The 16,287-nt window shown below is 70.2% G+C and carries 14 protein-coding genes; 5 read left to right on the top strand and 9 right to left on the bottom strand.

The genetic code is table 11. The features are described from left to right. The 3 genes from FPZ47_RS15845 to fadD1 form a co-directional block, all read left to right on the top strand. On the top strand, window positions 1-639 hold a 639-nt coding region (locus FPZ47_RS15845; protein ID WP_145039497.1), incomplete at its 5' end, for a transposase. Between the two features lie 236 nt (window positions 640-875). Then, entirely contained in the window at window positions 876-1,625 is a 750-nt protein-coding gene (locus FPZ47_RS15840; RefSeq protein ID WP_144952603.1) for an SDR family NAD(P)-dependent oxidoreductase, read from the top strand. Between the two features lie 66 nt (window positions 1,626-1,691). Continuing rightward, window positions 1,692-3,293: a fatty-acid--CoA ligase FadD1 gene (gene fadD1 / locus FPZ47_RS15835; protein ID WP_144952602.1), complete on the top strand. Its 1,602-nt coding sequence runs from the start codon at window positions 1,692-1,694 to the stop codon at window positions 3,291-3,293. A 206-nt stretch (window positions 3,294-3,499) separates the two neighbouring features. Here the strand turns inward: fadD1 and FPZ47_RS15830 are convergent, their stop codons facing one another. The 8 genes from FPZ47_RS15830 to FPZ47_RS15800 form a co-directional block, all read right to left on the bottom strand. After that, entirely contained in the window at window positions 3,500-3,907 is a 408-nt protein-coding gene (locus FPZ47_RS15830; RefSeq protein WP_144952600.1) for a Zn-ribbon domain-containing OB-fold protein, read from the bottom strand. A 5-nt stretch (window positions 3,908-3,912) separates the two neighbouring features. Next, entirely contained in the window at window positions 3,913-5,067 is a 1,155-nt protein-coding gene (locus FPZ47_RS15825) for a thiolase family protein (protein ID WP_144952598.1), read from the bottom strand. A gap of 27 nt (window positions 5,068-5,094) precedes the next feature. Next, window positions 5,095-5,337, bottom strand: coding sequence for a hypothetical protein (locus FPZ47_RS15820; protein WP_144952596.1), 243 nt, complete (start codon window positions 5,335-5,337; stop codon window positions 5,095-5,097). Between the two features lies 1 nt (window position 5,338). Continuing rightward, window positions 5,339-7,645 carry a CaiB/BaiF CoA-transferase family protein gene (locus FPZ47_RS15815; protein ID WP_144952612.1) on the bottom strand — a complete coding sequence of 769 codons (2,307 nt, stop codon included), beginning with the start codon at window positions 7,643-7,645 and terminating at the stop codon, window positions 5,339-5,341. Between the two features lie 2 nt (window positions 7,646-7,647). Then, window positions 7,648-8,007: a hypothetical protein gene (locus tag FPZ47_RS30440; RefSeq protein WP_342781075.1), complete on the bottom strand. Its 360-nt coding sequence runs from the start codon at window positions 8,005-8,007 to the stop codon at window positions 7,648-7,650. Between the two features lie 351 nt (window positions 8,008-8,358). After that, the gene (locus FPZ47_RS30435) at window positions 8,359-8,652 is read right to left on the bottom strand and encodes a hypothetical protein (RefSeq protein ID WP_342781074.1); all 294 of its coding nucleotides are present in this window, start codon (window positions 8,650-8,652) and stop codon (window positions 8,359-8,361) included. 231 nt (window positions 8,653-8,883) lie between these two features. Further along, a complete protein-coding gene (locus tag FPZ47_RS15805) occupies window positions 8,884-10,698 on the bottom strand; it encodes a pyruvate kinase (RefSeq protein ID WP_144952610.1) in 1,815 nt (604 codons plus the stop codon). 200 nt (window positions 10,699-10,898) lie between these two features. Beyond that, window positions 10,899-11,519, bottom strand: a complete 621-nt coding sequence (locus FPZ47_RS15800) for a TetR family transcriptional regulator (protein ID WP_144952595.1) — start codon at window positions 11,517-11,519, stop codon at window positions 10,899-10,901. 95 nt (window positions 11,520-11,614) lie between these two features. On the opposite strand from FPZ47_RS15800, the gene FPZ47_RS15795 reads away from it, so the two are divergent. Together FPZ47_RS15795 and FPZ47_RS15790 are read left to right on the top strand one after the other, a co-directional pair. Further along, window positions 11,615-12,679, top strand: a complete 1,065-nt coding sequence (locus tag FPZ47_RS15795; protein ID WP_246133443.1) for a DUF1214 domain-containing protein — start codon at window positions 11,615-11,617, stop codon at window positions 12,677-12,679. Then, window positions 12,676-13,848 carry a sulfotransferase family protein gene (locus tag FPZ47_RS15790; protein WP_144952593.1) on the top strand — a complete coding sequence of 391 codons (1,173 nt, stop codon included), beginning with the start codon at window positions 12,676-12,678 and terminating at the stop codon, window positions 13,846-13,848. Before FPZ47_RS15795 ends, FPZ47_RS15790 begins: the two co-directional genes overlap by 4 nt. Window positions 13,849-13,958: 110 nt before the next feature. Here FPZ47_RS15790 and FPZ47_RS15785 read toward each other — a convergent pair whose 3' ends face one another. After that, window positions 13,959-16,178, bottom strand: coding sequence for an acyl-CoA dehydrogenase family protein (locus tag FPZ47_RS15785; protein WP_144952591.1), 2,220 nt, complete (start codon window positions 16,176-16,178; stop codon window positions 13,959-13,961). Between the last annotated feature and the right edge of the window lie 109 nt (window positions 16,179-16,287).

The following is a 16,287-nucleotide window of genomic DNA, read 5'->3' as shown; positions in this document are numbered from 1 at the left end:
AACGCGGACTTCTCGGTCACCGCCAAGCAGTACAAGCCGGTCGTGGCGCTGATCGGCGCGCTGGCGCTCGACCCCGATACTGTGTGGGTCCCGGCGGCCGGCGCCGAGACCGACAAGGGCAGCCAGATCGCCGAGACCACCGTCGATCTGCTGGGTCGCACACTGCGGTTGATCGTGCGCCGCCAGCCCAAACAGCCCGGCGATCAGCTCGCCCTTGATGACTTGGACGGGTGGCGGCTGCACGCGATAATCACCAACGTCGAGGGCGATCGGATGAGCGCGGCCGAGGTCGAGGCACACCACCGGCTGCGCGGGGGTATCCCCGAAGACACCATCCGGGCACTCAAAAACGACTTCGGGATGATCCACGCCCCGGTGCAGTCGTTCTTCGGCAATTGGCTGTACTGGCACGCGGCCGCCCTGGCCCACAACATCGGGCTGTGGCTGCGCACCCTGGCACTGCCCCGCGCAGTGCGCCGAGCCCGAGGCAAACGGCTGCGCCTGGCCTTTTTCAACGTCGCCGCCCGGCTGGTGCGTCACGGCCGACGCCTGCACCTGCGTTTTGGCGCTGCCTACCCCCACGTCGAAGCGTTTCGGACCGCGTTGCGACACATCCGGGCGTTACCGGCTTTCGGTTGACGCCCGCCAACCGCCCGTCAACGTCACCTCGCACCGCATCTGCAACCCCGAACCGCCACAGCGCGATCAGTCACGCCTAAAACCGGTCACCGCACCGCCGCAGCCGCCGCCCAAACCGAATTACGCTATCACCCAACAGCTTCCAACCCCCATCAGCGCGCAGTCACCACCAACCAGACCACCGAAAACAAGATCATCACAAGCCGGCTGAAAAATCAGGGTCAGATGGGACACCACTGCACGGCCGGCGGATCCTGGTCACCGGCGCGGCCACCGGCATCGGCGCGGCCGCGGTCCGAGCCCTCACCCGGGCGGGTGCCGAGGTCGCCGCCACCTACCACCGGACACCGCCGCCCGACGGCCTCGCGGCCACCTGGCTGCACTGCGATGCCCGCGACCCCGCGGGGGTCTCGGCGGCGGTGCAGCGGGCGGCCGAACACCTCGGCGGGCTCGACGTGCTGGTGAACGCCGCCGGGCGGTGGCGGCCCGGGATACCGGGATACATCGGGGTCGAGGAGATCTCGTCCCTGCTGGACACCAACGTCAAGGCGACCATCCTGACCAACCAGGCCGCCTACACGGTGATGAAGGACCAGGATCCCAAGGGCGGCAAGATCATCAACTTCGGGTCGTCGGAAGCCGTAATGGGCAGCCCGATCTCGGCCGTCTACGCCGCGACCAAGGGGGCCGTGCAGGCGTGGACGCGGTCGGCCGCCAAAGCCTGGGCCTCCGACAAGGTCACCGTCAACGCGTTGGCGCCGGCGGTGCAGACGGCCGGCGCCGAGCGGTTGCGGGACTTCCTGGGCCCCGAGGCCGGCGCGCTCATCGACCAGCAGATGCAGATGATGATCCCGCTCGGCGGGGCGCTGGGGGATCCCGCGCGCGACGTCGGCCCCATCCTGGTCTTTCTGGCCGGATCCGGCTCGGACTTCATCACCGGACAGCTGCTCGCCGTCGACGGCGGGCTGATGATGGTGGGCGGATAGGGCGCCGCAGCGCCCGCTACTATAAGACGGACCGTCTCGTCTCGTAAACGTTGAGTAGGTGCCCCGATGCCCGAGGACACGATTCAGGCGCTGCTGCGCAAGCGTAGGTCGGACACGGCGATCGCCGTCAAACACACTGATCTGCAATGGGATTGGGGCCGGTACCTGACGGAGTCGGCGGCCCGCGCGGCGGCCCTGATCGCCGCCGCCGACCCGCAGCGGCCGCTGCACGTCGGGGCGCTGCTGGGCAACAACCCCGAGATGCTCAGCCAGATGGCGGCGGCCGGGCTGGGCGGCTATGTGCTGTGCGGCCTGAACACCACCCGGCGCGGCGAGGCGCTGGCCGCCGACATCCGGCGCGCACACTGCCAGTTCGTCGTGACCGACGCCGAGCACCGGCCGCTGCTCGACGGCCTGGACCTCCAGGGAACGCGGGTCCTGGACACCTCGACACCGCAGTGGGCCGAGTTCGTCGCGGGCGCCGGGGAACTCGTCCCCCACCGGCAGGTCAGCGCGATGGACCCGTTCATGATGATCTTCACCTCCGGCACGAGCGGAAGCCCGAAGGCCGTGCAGGTGTCCCACCTGATGGCCACCTTCGCCGGCCTCAACCTGGCGCAGCGCTTCGCCCTGACCGAGCGGGACACCTGCTATGTGTCCATGCCGCTGTTCCACTCCAACGCGGTCGTCGCGGGCTGGGCTCCCGCGGTGGTCTCCGGCGCGGCGATCGTGCCGGCGAAGTTCTCGGCGAGCAGCTTCCTCGACGACGTCCGCCGCTACGGCGCGACGTACATGAACTACGTGGGCAAGCCCCTCGCCTACATCCTGGCCACCCCGGAGCGCGACGACGACGCCGACAACCCGCTGCGGGTCGCCTTCGGTAACGAGGCCAACGACAAGGACATCGAGGAGTTCGCACGCCGCTTCGGCGTCCAGGTCGAGGACGGCTTCGGCTCCACCGAGAACGCCGTCATGGTGATCCGCGAACCCGGCACGCCCAAGGGCTCGATCGGCCGGGGGGCCGAGGGGGTGGCGGTCTACCACAGCGACACCGTCACCGAGTGCGCGGTCGCGCGGTTCGACGCCGACGGGGCGCTGGTCAACGCCGACGAGGCGGTGGGGGAATTGGTCAACACGACCGGTTCGGGTTTCTTCACCGGCTACTACAACGACCCCGACGCCAACGCCGAGCGCATGCGCCACGGCATGTACTGGTCCGGCGACCTCGCCTACCGGGACGCCGACGGCTGGATCTACCTGGCCGGCCGCACCGCCGACTGGATGCGGGTGGACGGCGAGAACCTGACCGCGGCACCGATCGAGCGGATCCTGTTGCGGCACGGCGCGATCAACCGCGTGGCGGTGTACGCCGTCCCGGACGGGCGCGTCGGCGACCAGGTGATGGCCGCGGTCGTGCTCAACGCGGGCCACACCCTCGACCCGGATTCGTTCGCGGCGTTCCTCGACGCCCAACCCGACCTGTCCCCCAAGGCCCGCCCGCGCTACGTCCGCATCGCCGCCGACCTGCCCAGCACCGCCACCCACAAGGTGCTCAAACGCCAGCTGATCACCGAAGGCACCCGGATCGGCGAGGGCGAGACGCTCTGGGAGCGCGAACCGCGCGGCACCGCCTACCGCAGCGTCTCCCCCGGCGTCGCGAGCCGCTGATCCACCGACCGCGCAGGACATGGACCGATTCCAACAAATCCCGTCGCGTACCAAACGCATTGGACGGCAGCTCGCCTCACGCCACGAGCACCAGGCCCGCGGTGCCCGGCGGCGGAGTTGCTCGTCGTTGGCCGCCGGGGCCCCCGGGGACGAGGCGGGCGGTCACGGCCAGGCCGTTGCTGGTGCGGGCGGGGCTCACCGCGCGCCTATTCCCGGCTGGTGAAATAGGGCAGCACGACATCGGTTCCGACGGCATGGAATTCGACCCGGACCCGCATGCCGACCGCCACGTCCTCCGGAGCCACCCCCACGATGTTGGTCAGCATCTGGTAGCCCTCGTCCAGCGTGACGATGGCCGGCGCGTAGGGCGGTGCGAACTCCGCGGTCACCGGCCGGTGCACCACCGTCCAGCTGTAGATCTCGCCGCGACCGGCGCTGCGCTGCCAGCTGAGGTCGCCGGACAGGCAGTGGCGGCAGTGCTCGGTCGGCGGGAAGTTCGCGACGCCGCAGCCCTCGCAGCGCTGGTAGCGCAACTCCCGCGACCGGCAGCCGTCCCAGAAAGGGACGCTGAGCGGGCTGCTGGCGTGCGGGACGGGCCCGGTTTGCGGTTGCATGGTGTTCAACGCGGTTCGTCTCCCAGGATCAGCACGGTGGTGAACAAAGCTCCCGCTCCGCCGTTGCTGCACAGCGCGATATGGGCGTCGGGAACCTGGAGGTCGCCCGCCCGGCCGCGGAGCTGTTGCACGGCGCGCACGGCGCGCTGCATCATCTGCGGATTGGAGCCGGCGTGGCTGAAGGACATGGTGCCTCCGTCGGTCGTGATCGGATGGCTGCCGTCGATGGCGATGCGGCCGTCGGCGACGAACGGCCCGCCCTCGCCCTCGCCGCAGAAGCCGAAAGCCTCCAGCTGGCGGATGATCTCGAACGAGAACGGGTCGTAGAGCTCGAGCACGTCGACATCGTCGCGGCGCAGCCCGGCGTGGCCGAACGCACGCTCTGCAGCACGCCTGCCCACGACGCCGTTCACGTGGTCGCCGCGCCGCCCGGCGAGATCCCATGCCGGCGGGTGCTGGTAGGACGGGCCGTGGAAGTCCGCGCCGCTGCCCAGCACGTAGACCGGTTGGCTTGCGGTGTCGCTCTTGTCGAGATTGGCCACGACGAGCGCACAGCCGCCCTCGGAGGTGGTGGCGCAGTCGAGGAGATGGAACGGGTCGGCGATCGGCCGCGAGGCGGTGATGTCCCCGGGCGTGAACGGCCCCCGCCGGTAGTAGACGGCCTCGGGGTTGCGGGACCCGTTGTTGCGGATGGTCGCCGCCACGATCGAGAGTTGTTCGCGCGTCGTGCCGTAGACATGCATGTGGCGCCGGGCGATCAGCGCGAACTCGGCGGTGGTGAACATCCCCCACGGCGCCACGAATTCGTTCTCGGGCCGCGTCCACGGCGCGGTGGCCTCGTGGTCGCGGTATTCGCCGGCCTGCGCGGCGACGAGCACGACCACGTCGGCCATGCCGTGCTCGATGGCGGCGGCCGCCTCGGTGATCATGCCGACCCCGAACCCGAGCCCCTGCCAGGCCGGGCCGAGGCGCAGGTCGTAGCTGAGTGCGGTGGACAGCGGTCCCGCGCTGATCCCGTCCACGTCGTCCAGACCCAGGCCGGCGTCGTCGAGCGCGCCCCGGATGGCCATCAGCGCCAGGCTGCGGGATGTCTCGGCGTCGAGTCGCCGGCCCTGCCGGGTGTTGTGCACTCCGACGATCGCCGCGGTGGGGGTTCTCATGTGTTCCCTCGCAAGGTTTGTCGCCCTTCAGTTTTCGTCCGCGACGACGCCGAGGTAGGTGCCGACGACGTCGTAGTGCCGTCCATGGCGCGCGCTGGTGCCGATCTTGCGGGTGCGCGCGTCGGCGTGCTCAGCGCCGGCCGGCAGCACGTCGATTCGCACGTCCACCGGCCGCGCCGTCAGTTCCATCAGGGAGTCGCCGCGCAGCAGGAACCGCACCGGTGCGCACAGCTCGCCGGCGCGCGGCGCCGCGCACAGGGGGACGGCCATGTCACAGGCCCGCCGGCCGCGCGCTGGTGGCCCCGGCCTCCCGCAGCGCGGCCAGATCGTCGTCGTCGCGTCCCAGCACGCCTTTGAGCACCTCGGCGGTGTGCTGGCCGTACAGCGGCGGCACCCGCCGGATCCAGCGGCGCGGCCTGCCGAGGAACGCGAACGGCATCCCGGTGCACAGGAAGGTGCCGGCGACGGGGTGCTCGACCGTTTCCCAGAATCCCCGGGCGAGCAACTGCGGGTCGGCGAGCAGCTCCGCGGCCGGTGTCACGCGCGCCGCGGCCACCCCGCCGGCGCGCAGCGCGTCGACCGCCTCGGCCGCCGAGCGGCGACCCGCCCAGTCCGCGACGAGCGTGTCGGCCTCCTCGGGTCCGGCGTCGCGCGGGCCGACCAGCCGCGCCAGCGACGCGCGAGCGGCGTCGTCCAGGGCGGCGATCGCGACCCACTCGTCGTCCCCCCGGCAGCGGTACAGCCCCTGCGGGCGCGCCCCCGACCCGCGGTTCCCGTTGCGGCGCAGCTCGATTCCGTTGCGCGAGTATTCCACGATCAGCTCGGCGGCCACGTTGAGCGCGGCCTCCACCATGGTGGACTCGACGTGCAGGCCGGTCCCGTCGCGGTCGCGGAGGGTCAGCGCCGCCACGGCGGCGAACGCGGCGTGCAGCCCCGCGATCGGGTCACAGACACCGCGGGGGATCACCGGTGGGCCGTCGGCATGTCCGGTGATCCACGCCATTCCGGTCGCCTGCTCCATCGTCTGCGCGAAGCCGACGCGGTCGCGCCACGGGCCGTCCAGACCGAAGGCCGGCATGCGCACCATGATGGCGCGCGGGTTGGCGGCGGTCACGGCCTCCCACTCCAGGCCGAGGTTCGCCATCACCCGCGGCGAGAAGTTCTCGATGACCAGATCGCTGGCGGCGACGAGGTCCAGGGCGGTGGCCCGGCCGGCGTCCGTGCTGAGTTCCACGCTGACCCCGCGCTTGTTGTTGTTGCTGCACAGGAACACCGGCCCCCACTCCCACCACCGGTCCCAGGTGGGTGGGCGGCCGGCGGCGAACCTCAGCCCGTCGGGCCGGCGCACGCCCTCGACTTTGATCACGTCGGCGCCGAGCGCGCCGAGCAGCTGCGTGGCGACCGGCCCCGCCCAGAACGCGGTGAAGTCGGCCACGCGTATGTCAGCCAGGGGAAGTGAGTCGGCACCGGTGGGCCGCGCGGGACGCGGCGGCCAGTGCACGCCGCCGTTGTCGGCACCGAGCCGCGGCGGGCGCCGGGGCGGCATCGTCGCCATCGCATCGCTGCGATACGGCACCCGCGGCTGCAGGAAACCGGCAGCCGACTCGACGAAGACGCCACGCTCGACGAAGTGGTCGATCTTCAGCAGCATCTCCGGCGTGCCGATGGGGGCCACCGGTATCCGGAACGCGACCGCGATGTCGACGATCTCCGCGGTGGTGCGGGCCCGGGTCCATCGGGTGACCATGGCCAGGAACTCGTCGCGGCGCTCGGCGCGGCCGGCGAACGACGCCAGGTCGGCGTCGTCGACCAGGTCGGCGCGCTCGATCATCACCAGAAAGTCCTGGAACTGCTGGGCGGTGATGGTACAGAAGCCGACCAGGCCGTCGGCCGTGGGCACGATCGACGGCAGCTCCAGACTGCGTTGGTGCAGCAGCGAATCCGCGCCCAGCACGCTGGCCGACATGGCGGACAGCCCACCCATCGCGATGGCCATCGCCTCGTAGGTCGAGACGTCGACGACCTCACCGCGTCCGCTGCGCGACGCGTGCCGCGCCGTCGCCGCGGCCACCGCCGCGGCGAACGTGCCGGCCAGCCACTCGCCGAGTCGCCCGCCCGCCTGGACGGGCTCATCGCCCGGCCAGCCGCGTCCGGCGATCGAGCCGCACAGCGCCTGCAGGATGAACTCGTTGGCGAGAACCTGGTCGTCGACGTAGGGGCCGGTCGTCCCGAACGGCGTCACGGCCGCCACCACCGCCGCCGGGCCGGTGTGCGCGGTGATGTCGTCGAGCGTCCACCCGTCGGTCAGGTCCGTGACCACGATGTCGGCACCGGCCAGCAGCGCGGTGATCTCCGCATCGTCGCGGCGGACGACCGAGCGCTTCCCGGCCGCGAGGTAGTCGAACAGCGCCCCGGCGGGCCCGCCGGCTGACCAGCCGCGCAGCGAATCACCTTGGACACGTTCAATTTTGACGACGTCGGCGCCGGCGTCGGCGAACATCTTGCCGCAGTACGCGGCCGCAATGCCGTTGGCGAACTCCAGCACGCGCCAGTCCCCGAACGGCGCCCGGGCTGCCACGCTCAATTGCCCAGGGTGGTAGCGCGTCCCGCGATTCCGACCGCTTCGGCCGTGACCGGGGCCGCTCCCTGCGCCCGCAACGCGAACCGGGTCATGCGCGACCAGGCGTCGCGGTCCCACTGGGCGGCCCGGTGCCCGACGTGGGTGACGACGTCGACGTCGGCGGCCTGGGCGCGCAGGTACCCGGCCCGCACCCGCTCCTTCGGGATGTGCCGGAACGGATCGAAAGAGTAGGCTGCCATAGCGTTTCGGTGGGTGATCTTGTCGATGACCGCGCGGTCAAGGTGGCCCATGGTCGCCGCCACGTCCTCGGGCGCGAACGGCCAGTTGCTGTCGGAGTGGGGAAGTCGGACTCCCAGCACAGCATATCCTCGTAGAACGAGTCCATGTTGTGCACGCCGACCCTGTCGCTGATGAAGCAGGTGTAGAGGTGGCGCAGGAACACGTCGGCGGGCCCGACGTAGCCGGGCGGGACCTTCGCCTGCGTCCAGAACGGCATCCAGCCGACGTCGCCCTCGGTGGGCGAGAACTTGATGCCGGCGAAGTCGGCGTGAATGCTGGTCATCTGCAACACTTCCGGCTTCTCCGAGAACGTCACCGCGTGGCAGCCCCTGCCAGCCAGTCGTTTCACCTCCCTGGCCGCCTCGGTGACGTCGGACAGCGGCAGGATGCGAAATTGCGAAAATTCACGCCCTCCAACTGGCCACCGGCGTTCATGTCGCGGATCCGCTCGTCGACGTTGTACATCTCGCGGGTTTGCCCGCCAGGGCGTTCAGGCCCATGTTCCGGCCGCGCACCTCGCCGTAGTACCACTGCTGGATGCCGTCGGACTCGGTGACCACCCGCGGCGCGAGGTCCTTGTATTTGGCCGGGACGTGGGCGTCGAACATGTCGGCGGGTTCGGCGATGTGGTCGTCCACGCTGATCAGGATCAGATCGTCCTTGATCACTGCCACACTCCTCGCCCCCGCCGCCGGCAGTGACCAGTAGACAATGATGGCCGTCACAGTGTCAACGGTGGTGCCGGGCCCGCCCCGCGGCGCGGTGGGCGGGCCGGCGGGCAGACTCCCTGGTGCGCACCGGCTGTGGCGATGCCCCTGGGCGCCGTTGCGCCCGCCGCCCCCGCTGCGAACCGCGCCGCCGGACAACCTGCCACCGCGACTGTACCGTCGTCACGATCCTGCCGTTCGACGACGTGTGATGCGGTCCGCGCCGCCCCGCGCCTCCTCGTCGACGCACTAGGGCGCGGACACCGACCACGACCGTAGCGGACGCATCAATGCGTTCTTCTTGTAGTAGTGCTCCGCCATTCGCCGCATGATGTTGTCGAGCACGGTGACGGCGTCGTCGAGGAACGGGCCCTTGTTCAGCATCACGCATTCGGCGCGCTCGCTCAGCACCGCGTCGCTGATTTCGGCGCGGGAGGGGCGCCCCGTCTTGGCCAGCTGCTCGAGTACCTGCGTCGCCCAGATCACCGGCAGGTGCGCGGCCTCACACAGCCACAGGATCTCCTCCTGCAACTCCCCCATCCGCTCGTAGCCGCACTCCACTGCCAGATCCCCGCGAGCGATCATCACCCCGGCCCGGGGCCGGCGCATCGCCGTGAGCAGCAGCTGCGGCAGGTGCTCGAAGGCCTGTAGCGTTTCGATCTTCACGACGACGCCCAGGTTGTCCGCGTGCAGACGGTCGAGCTCGTCGAGGAGCTTCTCGACATCGGATGCCGTGCGTACGAAGGACATTTCGACCAGGTCGGCCAGCTCCACCACGGCTGGCAGGTCCGCGACGTCACGGTCGGTGAGCGCCGATATCGGCAGGTCGGTGTCGGGCATGTTGATACCCTTGCCGGCTTTCAGCCGTGCCGGTCCCTGCTCGGGAAAGTCGATGCGCACTCTCAGCGCGTCGCGTTCGACCGACTCGACGCGTCCACCGATCTTGCCGTCGTCGAAGAGGATCGCGTCGCCGGCGCGGGCGTGGTCGAACGCCTCGGGCAGCGTGCACCCGATGCGTGGAACCCCGTTGCCGCGGTCGACCGGCGCCGGGGAACAGTCGCGCGTCAGCCACAGCAGGTCGCCGCGGTGCAGCACCAGATTCTGCTCCGTCGCGGGCAATAGCCCGATTTCGGTCGCCTCCCCACCGCGGCGGGCCTGCAGCACCGTTCCGGTTTGACAGTAGGTCGTCTTGCCCGCGGTCATCACGAATCCGCCCGCCGCACCGGCCTCCAGCACCAGTTCACGCGCGGACCCGCGGGCGTCCCGCAAAGTCAGGACGTCCCCGGCGGTGCGGTTGCTCAGCCACTGCCGCGGCACCGGCACCGATGCCATGCGGGGTTCCGGCGGGCCCGTCGGTTCCTCGGCCGAGGTGAGCCACGCCCGCGCCGGGGCGACGACCCGACCGAGGGCGTCTCGTCGGGGACGTAGTCTGACCACGCGCGGCCCCGGTTCCAGCGGACCGGTGCGCAGCTTCGGCCCCGCCAGGTCCATCGCCACCCGGCAGGCGGTGCCCGCTCGGGTGGCCGCGTCCCGGACATTGCGCGCCATCGCCCGCCAGGCTTGTTCGTCGTCGTGGGCGCAGTTGATCCGTGCGATGTTCATGCCCCGCTGCACGAATCCGCGCACCAAGTCCGGGTCGGTGGCGGCCTCCGAGGGCAGCGTGACCATGATGCGCGCCAGGCGGTGGGTGCGCCGGGGCCCCAGCAATTCGACGGCGTGTTGCCGCAAGATCCTCGGCCCCGCGTCGATCGGCACCGCCGACGGTGCGGGCGGCTGCCAGGGGCCACCGAGTATCGCCGCGCCCGCGGAGCGGACCGCCGCGAGAGTGGCCTGAACGTGTGATTCGCTGCGGCCCAGCGACGAAAGCCCGAATACCGCCAGGCCCGTTTGCAGTTCTCGCAGATCCGATTGTCGGATTGCCCAGTAATGCACCAGGTTTCGGGCGCTCGACTGATGCTGAGGGGCAACAGCAGATAGCCAGTTCCGCCACGACTTCTCGGCGTCCGACAGGCTTTTGAGCAGGCCGTCGACCTGATCGAGCAGGCCGGCCATGCGCCGCGTCATGTCGGCCCCGATCGGTGCCCGCGGGCTGGGCGGGGTACCCGCCACTTGGCCTGCCATGGGCTCAGAGGACACGAGGACTCCTTGTTATGTGGCTCTACGGCCACTCGGTGTTGGCGATCGCGTCACGGTTGTGACCGTGAATTATGCAGGCAAAAACCAACATATCGGTATTCCCAGCGCCGGGGCAGGGGCATTGGTCCTCAATCCGCTCGCCTCGGCCGGTCGTGGGACCGGGACTGTCCGAGGGCGATCGCTGCCAGCCCCTGACCCACCCGGTCCGGCAGCGATCCGCCGTGGCGCAACCAGTCGTCGAGGGCGATGCGCACCGTCGCCATGGCCAGCGCCCCGATCAGGCGCGGGCGGGGGTCCTGGGGCTCCAACAGGGGTATTCGCGGCGCGACCAGCTCGGCGATCGCCCGCTCGTAGCGCACGTAGACGTGCAGCGTCCAGGCATCCAGGGTCTCGGATGACCGCGTGAGCATGGCCAATTCGCGGACCTGCGCCTCGATGTCGGCGAACCCCCGGGCGAGTTCGCCGAACGCGCCGACGACCGCCTCGGCGGCGCCCAGCTGCGCCGGCTGGGCGGCCAGGGCGGCGGTGATCCGGTTCAGCCAGTGGGCGTTCATACCCTCGGCCACGGCGTCTTCCTTCGAGTTGAAGTAGCGGAAAAAGGTTGCCCGGCCGATGTCGGCCGCCCCGGCGATGTGGTCCACCGTCGTTCCCGCCAAACCACGGCCGGCCACCAGCTCCGCCGCGGTGGCCGCGATGCGCTCCCGCATCGCGGTGCGCCTCCGTTCGGCCGGCGACGGCACGGCAGACATCGGCCCCACCCCATTCGCGCGATTCGACACTTCAGGGTTGATACACCTCAGGGTTGATACACCTCAGGGTTGATACATAGTCTTACCATGAGACGATGTCTCAAAGCCCGGCCGCGTGGCAGTTCTTCCAGCAGATGCTCGCCGACGTCACCACGGTCGTGACCGAGGACGCCGAGTCCGAACGCGAACTACTCGAAGGGCTGCGGATGCTTGCCCGCGTGTCGTCGCTGTGCTCGCAGATCACCGTCGAGGCCGACGCCGAACGGCCGGCGTTTTTCGACATGTGCTCGGACAACCGGCTGGTGGGCGGTCCCAATCCCGACGGCAACTACTACCTCGCGATGATCCGCGGCGACCGGCGCTACCGGATCAGCGGTTCCCGCGGCACCAGCGCCTACCTCGGGCTGCAGATCCTCGCCGGCACCGGGCTCACCCCCCGGCGGATGGCCAATTACGTCAGCGACCGCGACTTAATCTTGGCCGCAGGCGAATTCGCGCTCGTGCTCTCGGCGGACGAGCCCGCCGAGCTCAACGGCGCCCAGTGGGTGAAGATCCCCGACGACGCGTCGTCGGTGGTCGTCCGCGAGTACATCGCCGATCGGGCCGGCGAACGACTCGCCGGTCTGCGGATCGAGCCGCTGGACCCGCGGCCGCCGGCCCCGCTGACCGACGACGAGTTGTGCGAACAGTTGACCGCGATGGCATGGTCGCTGATGAAGCTCGCGACGCTGCACCGCACCATCAAGCCCGAACTTCTGGACAACCCCAACGCGCTGCTGACGGCCCAGGCCGCCGACCTGGGCGCGGCCGACACCACCCCCGACAACCTGTACATGATGGGGACCTTCCGGCTCGGGCCCGACGAGGCGCTCGTGCTCGACGTCGCCCCGCCCGGCACGCGGTACTGGAACGTCACCGTGGAGAACATCTGGCACGAGTGCGCCGAACCCCGCAGCCGGCACAGCTCGGTGACCAACCGCGGGGTGTCCCCGGGCGCCGACGGGCGGGTGCGCATCGCGATCTCCGCCCAGGACCTCGGTTTCGGCCACTGGCTCGACACCGGCGGCCGGCACCGCGGGTTCGTGGTCCTGCGCTGGCTGGACAATCCCAGCCCGCCGGAGGTCAACGTTTCGGTGCGCCGACGGCAGGACCGCGCATGACACTGCAGGAGCGATTCTCCCCGGAACGGCTCATCGCCGCCGCCTGCGAGGAGGCCGGCACCGACGACTGCGGTCCCGAAGGCTGGCAAGCCGGGCTGGAGCGCGTCACCGACGGGCTGGTCAACGACGCACGCCTGTCCGACATCGGCGCCGAGATCGCCCATCTCGACCTCATGCGCGCCCTGCGCAACCGCCTCGGCGTGATCGCCTGGCGCAAAGAGCATCCCGAGATCGCCGGCGAGCAGATCGCCTCGCCGATATTCGTCGTCGGGCAGCCCCGCACCGGAACCACCATCCTCTACGACCTGCTCGCCCAGGACCCGAACCTGCGGGCGCCGTTGACCTGGGAGGTCGACGAACCCTGCCCGGTCCCGCGGCCCGCGACCTACCACGACGATCCGCGCATCGCGCAGGCCCAGGCCGGCATCGACCTCTCCGAGCAGATCATGCCGGGCTTTCTTTCGTTTCATCCGATGGGCGCCCTCGTCGGGCAGGAGTGCGTCCGCATCACCGCCGGCGAGTTCACCAGCATGATCTATTCGGTGCAGTACCGGCTGCCGGACTACTACCGCTGGCTCCTGCACGAGGCGGACCACGCCCGCGCCTATCGCTATCACCGAATCTTCCTGCAGCATCTCCACTCCGGGGTTCCGGGTCAGTGGTTGCTCAAGTCGCCGGCGCACCTGTGGCAGCTCGACAAGCTGTTCGCCGAATACCCCGACGCGTTGATCGTGCAGACCCACCGCGACCCGCTCAACGTCATCTCGTCGATCGCCGCGCTCACCCACCACCTGCGCCGGATGTGCAGCGACGAATCGGACATCGCCGAATGCGCGGCCCAATCCTACGAGGAGATCGTCGTCGGCCTGGACCGCGAGATGGCGTTGCGTGACGTCGGCGTGATACCTGCCGACCGCGTGATCGACGTCCAGTACACCGATTTCGTCAAGGACCCGTGGAACACCATCAAAGACATCTATCGGCGCCTGGACCGGGAACTGCAGCCCGCCGCCGAGCGCAGGATGCGTGACTTCCTGGCCTCCCATCTCTCGGACGGCGGGCGCGGCCGCTACACGTGGACCGACACCGGTCTGGACGCCGGCGAGGTGCGCGCCCGGGTCAGCGCCTACCAGGAACGCTACGGGGTGCCGACCGAGCAGCTGCGCTAGCCCCTCGTCCCGTTCGGCGACGGCAAGCAGTTGCGGCACGGGGCCGGCGAAGTGCGGGCCGACGGGCCTTCGACGTATCCGAAGATCGCCGCGTAATCCCTTGGCGCCGACTATTTTCGGGGTAGCCCGAGGATCATCTGCGCGATGATGTTCAGCTGAATTTCCCTGGTGCCGCCGCCGATCAACTCGGCGGGCAGATGCAGGTAGGACTCCACGATGGCGGGGTCGGAGTCGGCGACCATCGCCAGTTTCCCGCTCAGCTGCAGCGTGGCCTCGAACGTCCGCCGCAGCAGGACGTTCATCGCCATCTTGGCGATGCTCGAAGCCGGCCCGGAAGCCTGGCCGCCGAGCAACCGGATGGTTTCCCGCACGCCCAGAGCCTTGACGGCGTGGGTGTAGGCGTCGAGTTCGCCGAGGGCGCGCAGCGCGTCGTCGCGGTCCGGGCCCGGTCGCGCCGCGAGCCGGCGCAACGCGGCGGCCCGGTCGAATTTGACGTAACCGCTTATGGCCGACCGCTCTTCGGCCATGGTGGAGATCGCGAGGTTCCAGCCGCCGGTCGGGTCGCCGAGCAGCATGTCGTCGGGCACGAACACGTCGGTGAGGAACACCTCGTTGAAGTGCGCTTCGCCGGTCGCGGTCTTGATCGGTTGGACCTCGATCCCGGGCGATTTCATGTCGAGGATGAAATAGCCGATGCCGCGGTGCTTGCCGACCGCCGGGTCGGTGCGCGCCAGCAGTGCCCCGAAGTCCGCCCGGTGCGCGGCCGACGTCCAGATCTTGTGCCCGTTGATGCTCCAGCCGCCGTCGACCTTGGTGGCGCGGGTGCTGAGCGCGGCCAGGTCCGATCCCGCTCCCGGCTCGCTGAACAGCTGGCACCAAGCGATCTCACCGCGCTGCGTCGGCGCAATCAGCTTTTCCTGCAGGGCCGTGGGCGCGACGCGCAGTACCGAGGGCAGGATCCACTCGGCGATGCCCAGCGAGGGACGCACCAGGTCGGGTCGCTTGGCGAACTCGTCGTCGATGATGAGCTGTTGCAGCGGCCCGGCGTCGAGGCCCCACGGCGGCGGCCAGTGCGGCTCGATCAGGCCGGCCTCGGCGATCAGGGTGCGTTGCGGCCCGGTCTTGAACTCGTCGTAGTCCCCCTGCCGTCCGGGCTGGTCGTTGCTCAGTGCCAGTGCGGCGTCCAGCGTCGCGGCCACGCGCCCACGGAAATCCGACTCCGCGTCCCCGAGGTCGACCGACATGTCCCGCGGTCGCGTGCAGGTCAGTCGCCCCAGGTCGCGCGCCCAACGGTTGGCCGGGCCGATCGACGCGGCCAGGCTGATCGCCCGCCTCCAGTACAGGTGCAGGTCGTGTTCCCAGGTGAACCCGATCGCGCCGAACATCGTGAGCGTGTCGAGCGCCAGATCGGGCACCGGCGAAATCGCCATCACCGCGGCCCCGGCGGTAGCGATCTGGTGCTGTTCGAGGGGTTCGTCGACCGCCCGCATCGCGTCCCAGGCCGCGGCGGTGGCCAGTTCGCTGTTGACCAACAGCATCGCCGCGTGGTGCTGCAGCGCCTGGAAGGTCCCGATCACCTTGCCGAACTGCTCCCGGGTGCGCAGGTGCGCGGTGACCGCCTCGACGCACCACCGGGTGATACCGGCCGTCGTGCTCGCCACGAGGCCCAGCGCGACGCAGCGCGCCCGGTCCGCGTCGATGCCGGTCAGCACCGCGGCAGCGGCGTGATCGGTCAGGTGCAGCACCCCGACGTCGCCGACCAGGTCGGTACCGGTGACGGGTTCGACCGTGGCCGTGGGCGTTTCGGGCTCGATCACCGCCCAGACGACGTCGTCGTCCGGGGTGCGGGCGGCGGCCAGGATAATCCGGGCCGAGCACACGCCCGCGGTGACTGCCGACGTTCCCGTGACCCGCCATTCCGGGCCGTCGGCGCGGGCACGCAGATCGCCGTCGTCGGGAAGGACGACCGCCGCGGGCAGGCCGGCCGCGAGATCGCGGAGCAGGGATTCGGCGGCCGGTGTCGGATCGGCCAGCAGCGCAACGGCGCCCGCCGTCACCGTCGCCAGCAACGGCCCGGGCAGCAGCGTCTTGCCCGCCGATTCCAGCACGCAGGCCGCGTCGATCAGCCGTCCACCCTGCCCGCCGAGCCGCTCGGGCAGATGTACGGCGTGAAAACCGTTCGCCACCAACGCGTCCCACCATGGCGGCAGCTCACCGGCCGCCAACGCACCGAAGCCGGCGCGCGTCTCGGCGATAGGGGCGTAGCGGCCCGCGAACCGCCCGACGGCGTCGCTGAGGTCCTGCTGTTCCGGGGTCAGTCCGAGCGTCATGACAACGTGTTCTGCGTGAGCCGCACGGACTGCCACCCCTCCTTACAAGACGAACCGTCTCGTCTTGTGGCAGACTACGGGGCGGGCCATGATCTGTAAAGCGGGAGGA

It is taken from the genome of Mycobacterium helveticum (assembly GCF_007714205.1).
Classification (GTDB): Bacteria; Actinomycetota; Actinomycetes; order Mycobacteriales; family Mycobacteriaceae; genus Mycobacterium; species Mycobacterium helveticum.
The sequence above is the reverse complement of the archived record's forward strand: the minus strand, read 5'-3'. Positions and strand labels throughout refer to the sequence as shown.

Bases quoted from the DNA above. Each gene is read 5' to 3' on its own strand.
- fadD1 (WP_144952602.1), top strand. From the start codon at position 1,692: ATGCCCGAGGACACGATTCAGGCGCTGCTGCGCAAGCGTAGGTCGGAC.
- FPZ47_RS15830 (WP_144952600.1), bottom strand. From the start codon at position 3,907: ATGCAACCGCAAACCGGGCCCGTCCCGCACGCCAGCAGCCCGCTCAGC.
- FPZ47_RS15825 (WP_144952598.1), bottom strand. From the start codon at position 5,067: ATGAGAACCCCCACCGCGGCGATCGTCGGAGTGCACAACACCCGGCAG.
- FPZ47_RS15820 (WP_144952596.1), bottom strand. From the start codon at position 5,337: ATGGCCGTCCCCCTGTGCGCGGCGCCGCGCGCCGGCGAGCTGTGCGCA.
- FPZ47_RS15805 (WP_144952610.1), bottom strand. From the start codon at position 10,698: ATGACGCGGCGCATGGCCGGCCTGCTCGATCAGGTCGACGGCCTGCTC.
- FPZ47_RS15800 (WP_144952595.1), bottom strand. From the start codon at position 11,519: ATGTCTGCCGTGCCGTCGCCGGCCGAACGGAGGCGCACCGCGATGCGG.
- FPZ47_RS15795 (WP_246133443.1), top strand. From the start codon at position 11,615: ATGTCTCAAAGCCCGGCCGCGTGGCAGTTCTTCCAGCAGATGCTCGCC.
- FPZ47_RS15790 (WP_144952593.1), top strand. From the start codon at position 12,676: ATGACACTGCAGGAGCGATTCTCCCCGGAACGGCTCATCGCCGCCGCC.
- FPZ47_RS15785 (WP_144952591.1), bottom strand. From the start codon at position 16,178: ATGACGCTCGGACTGACCCCGGAACAGCAGGACCTCAGCGACGCCGTC.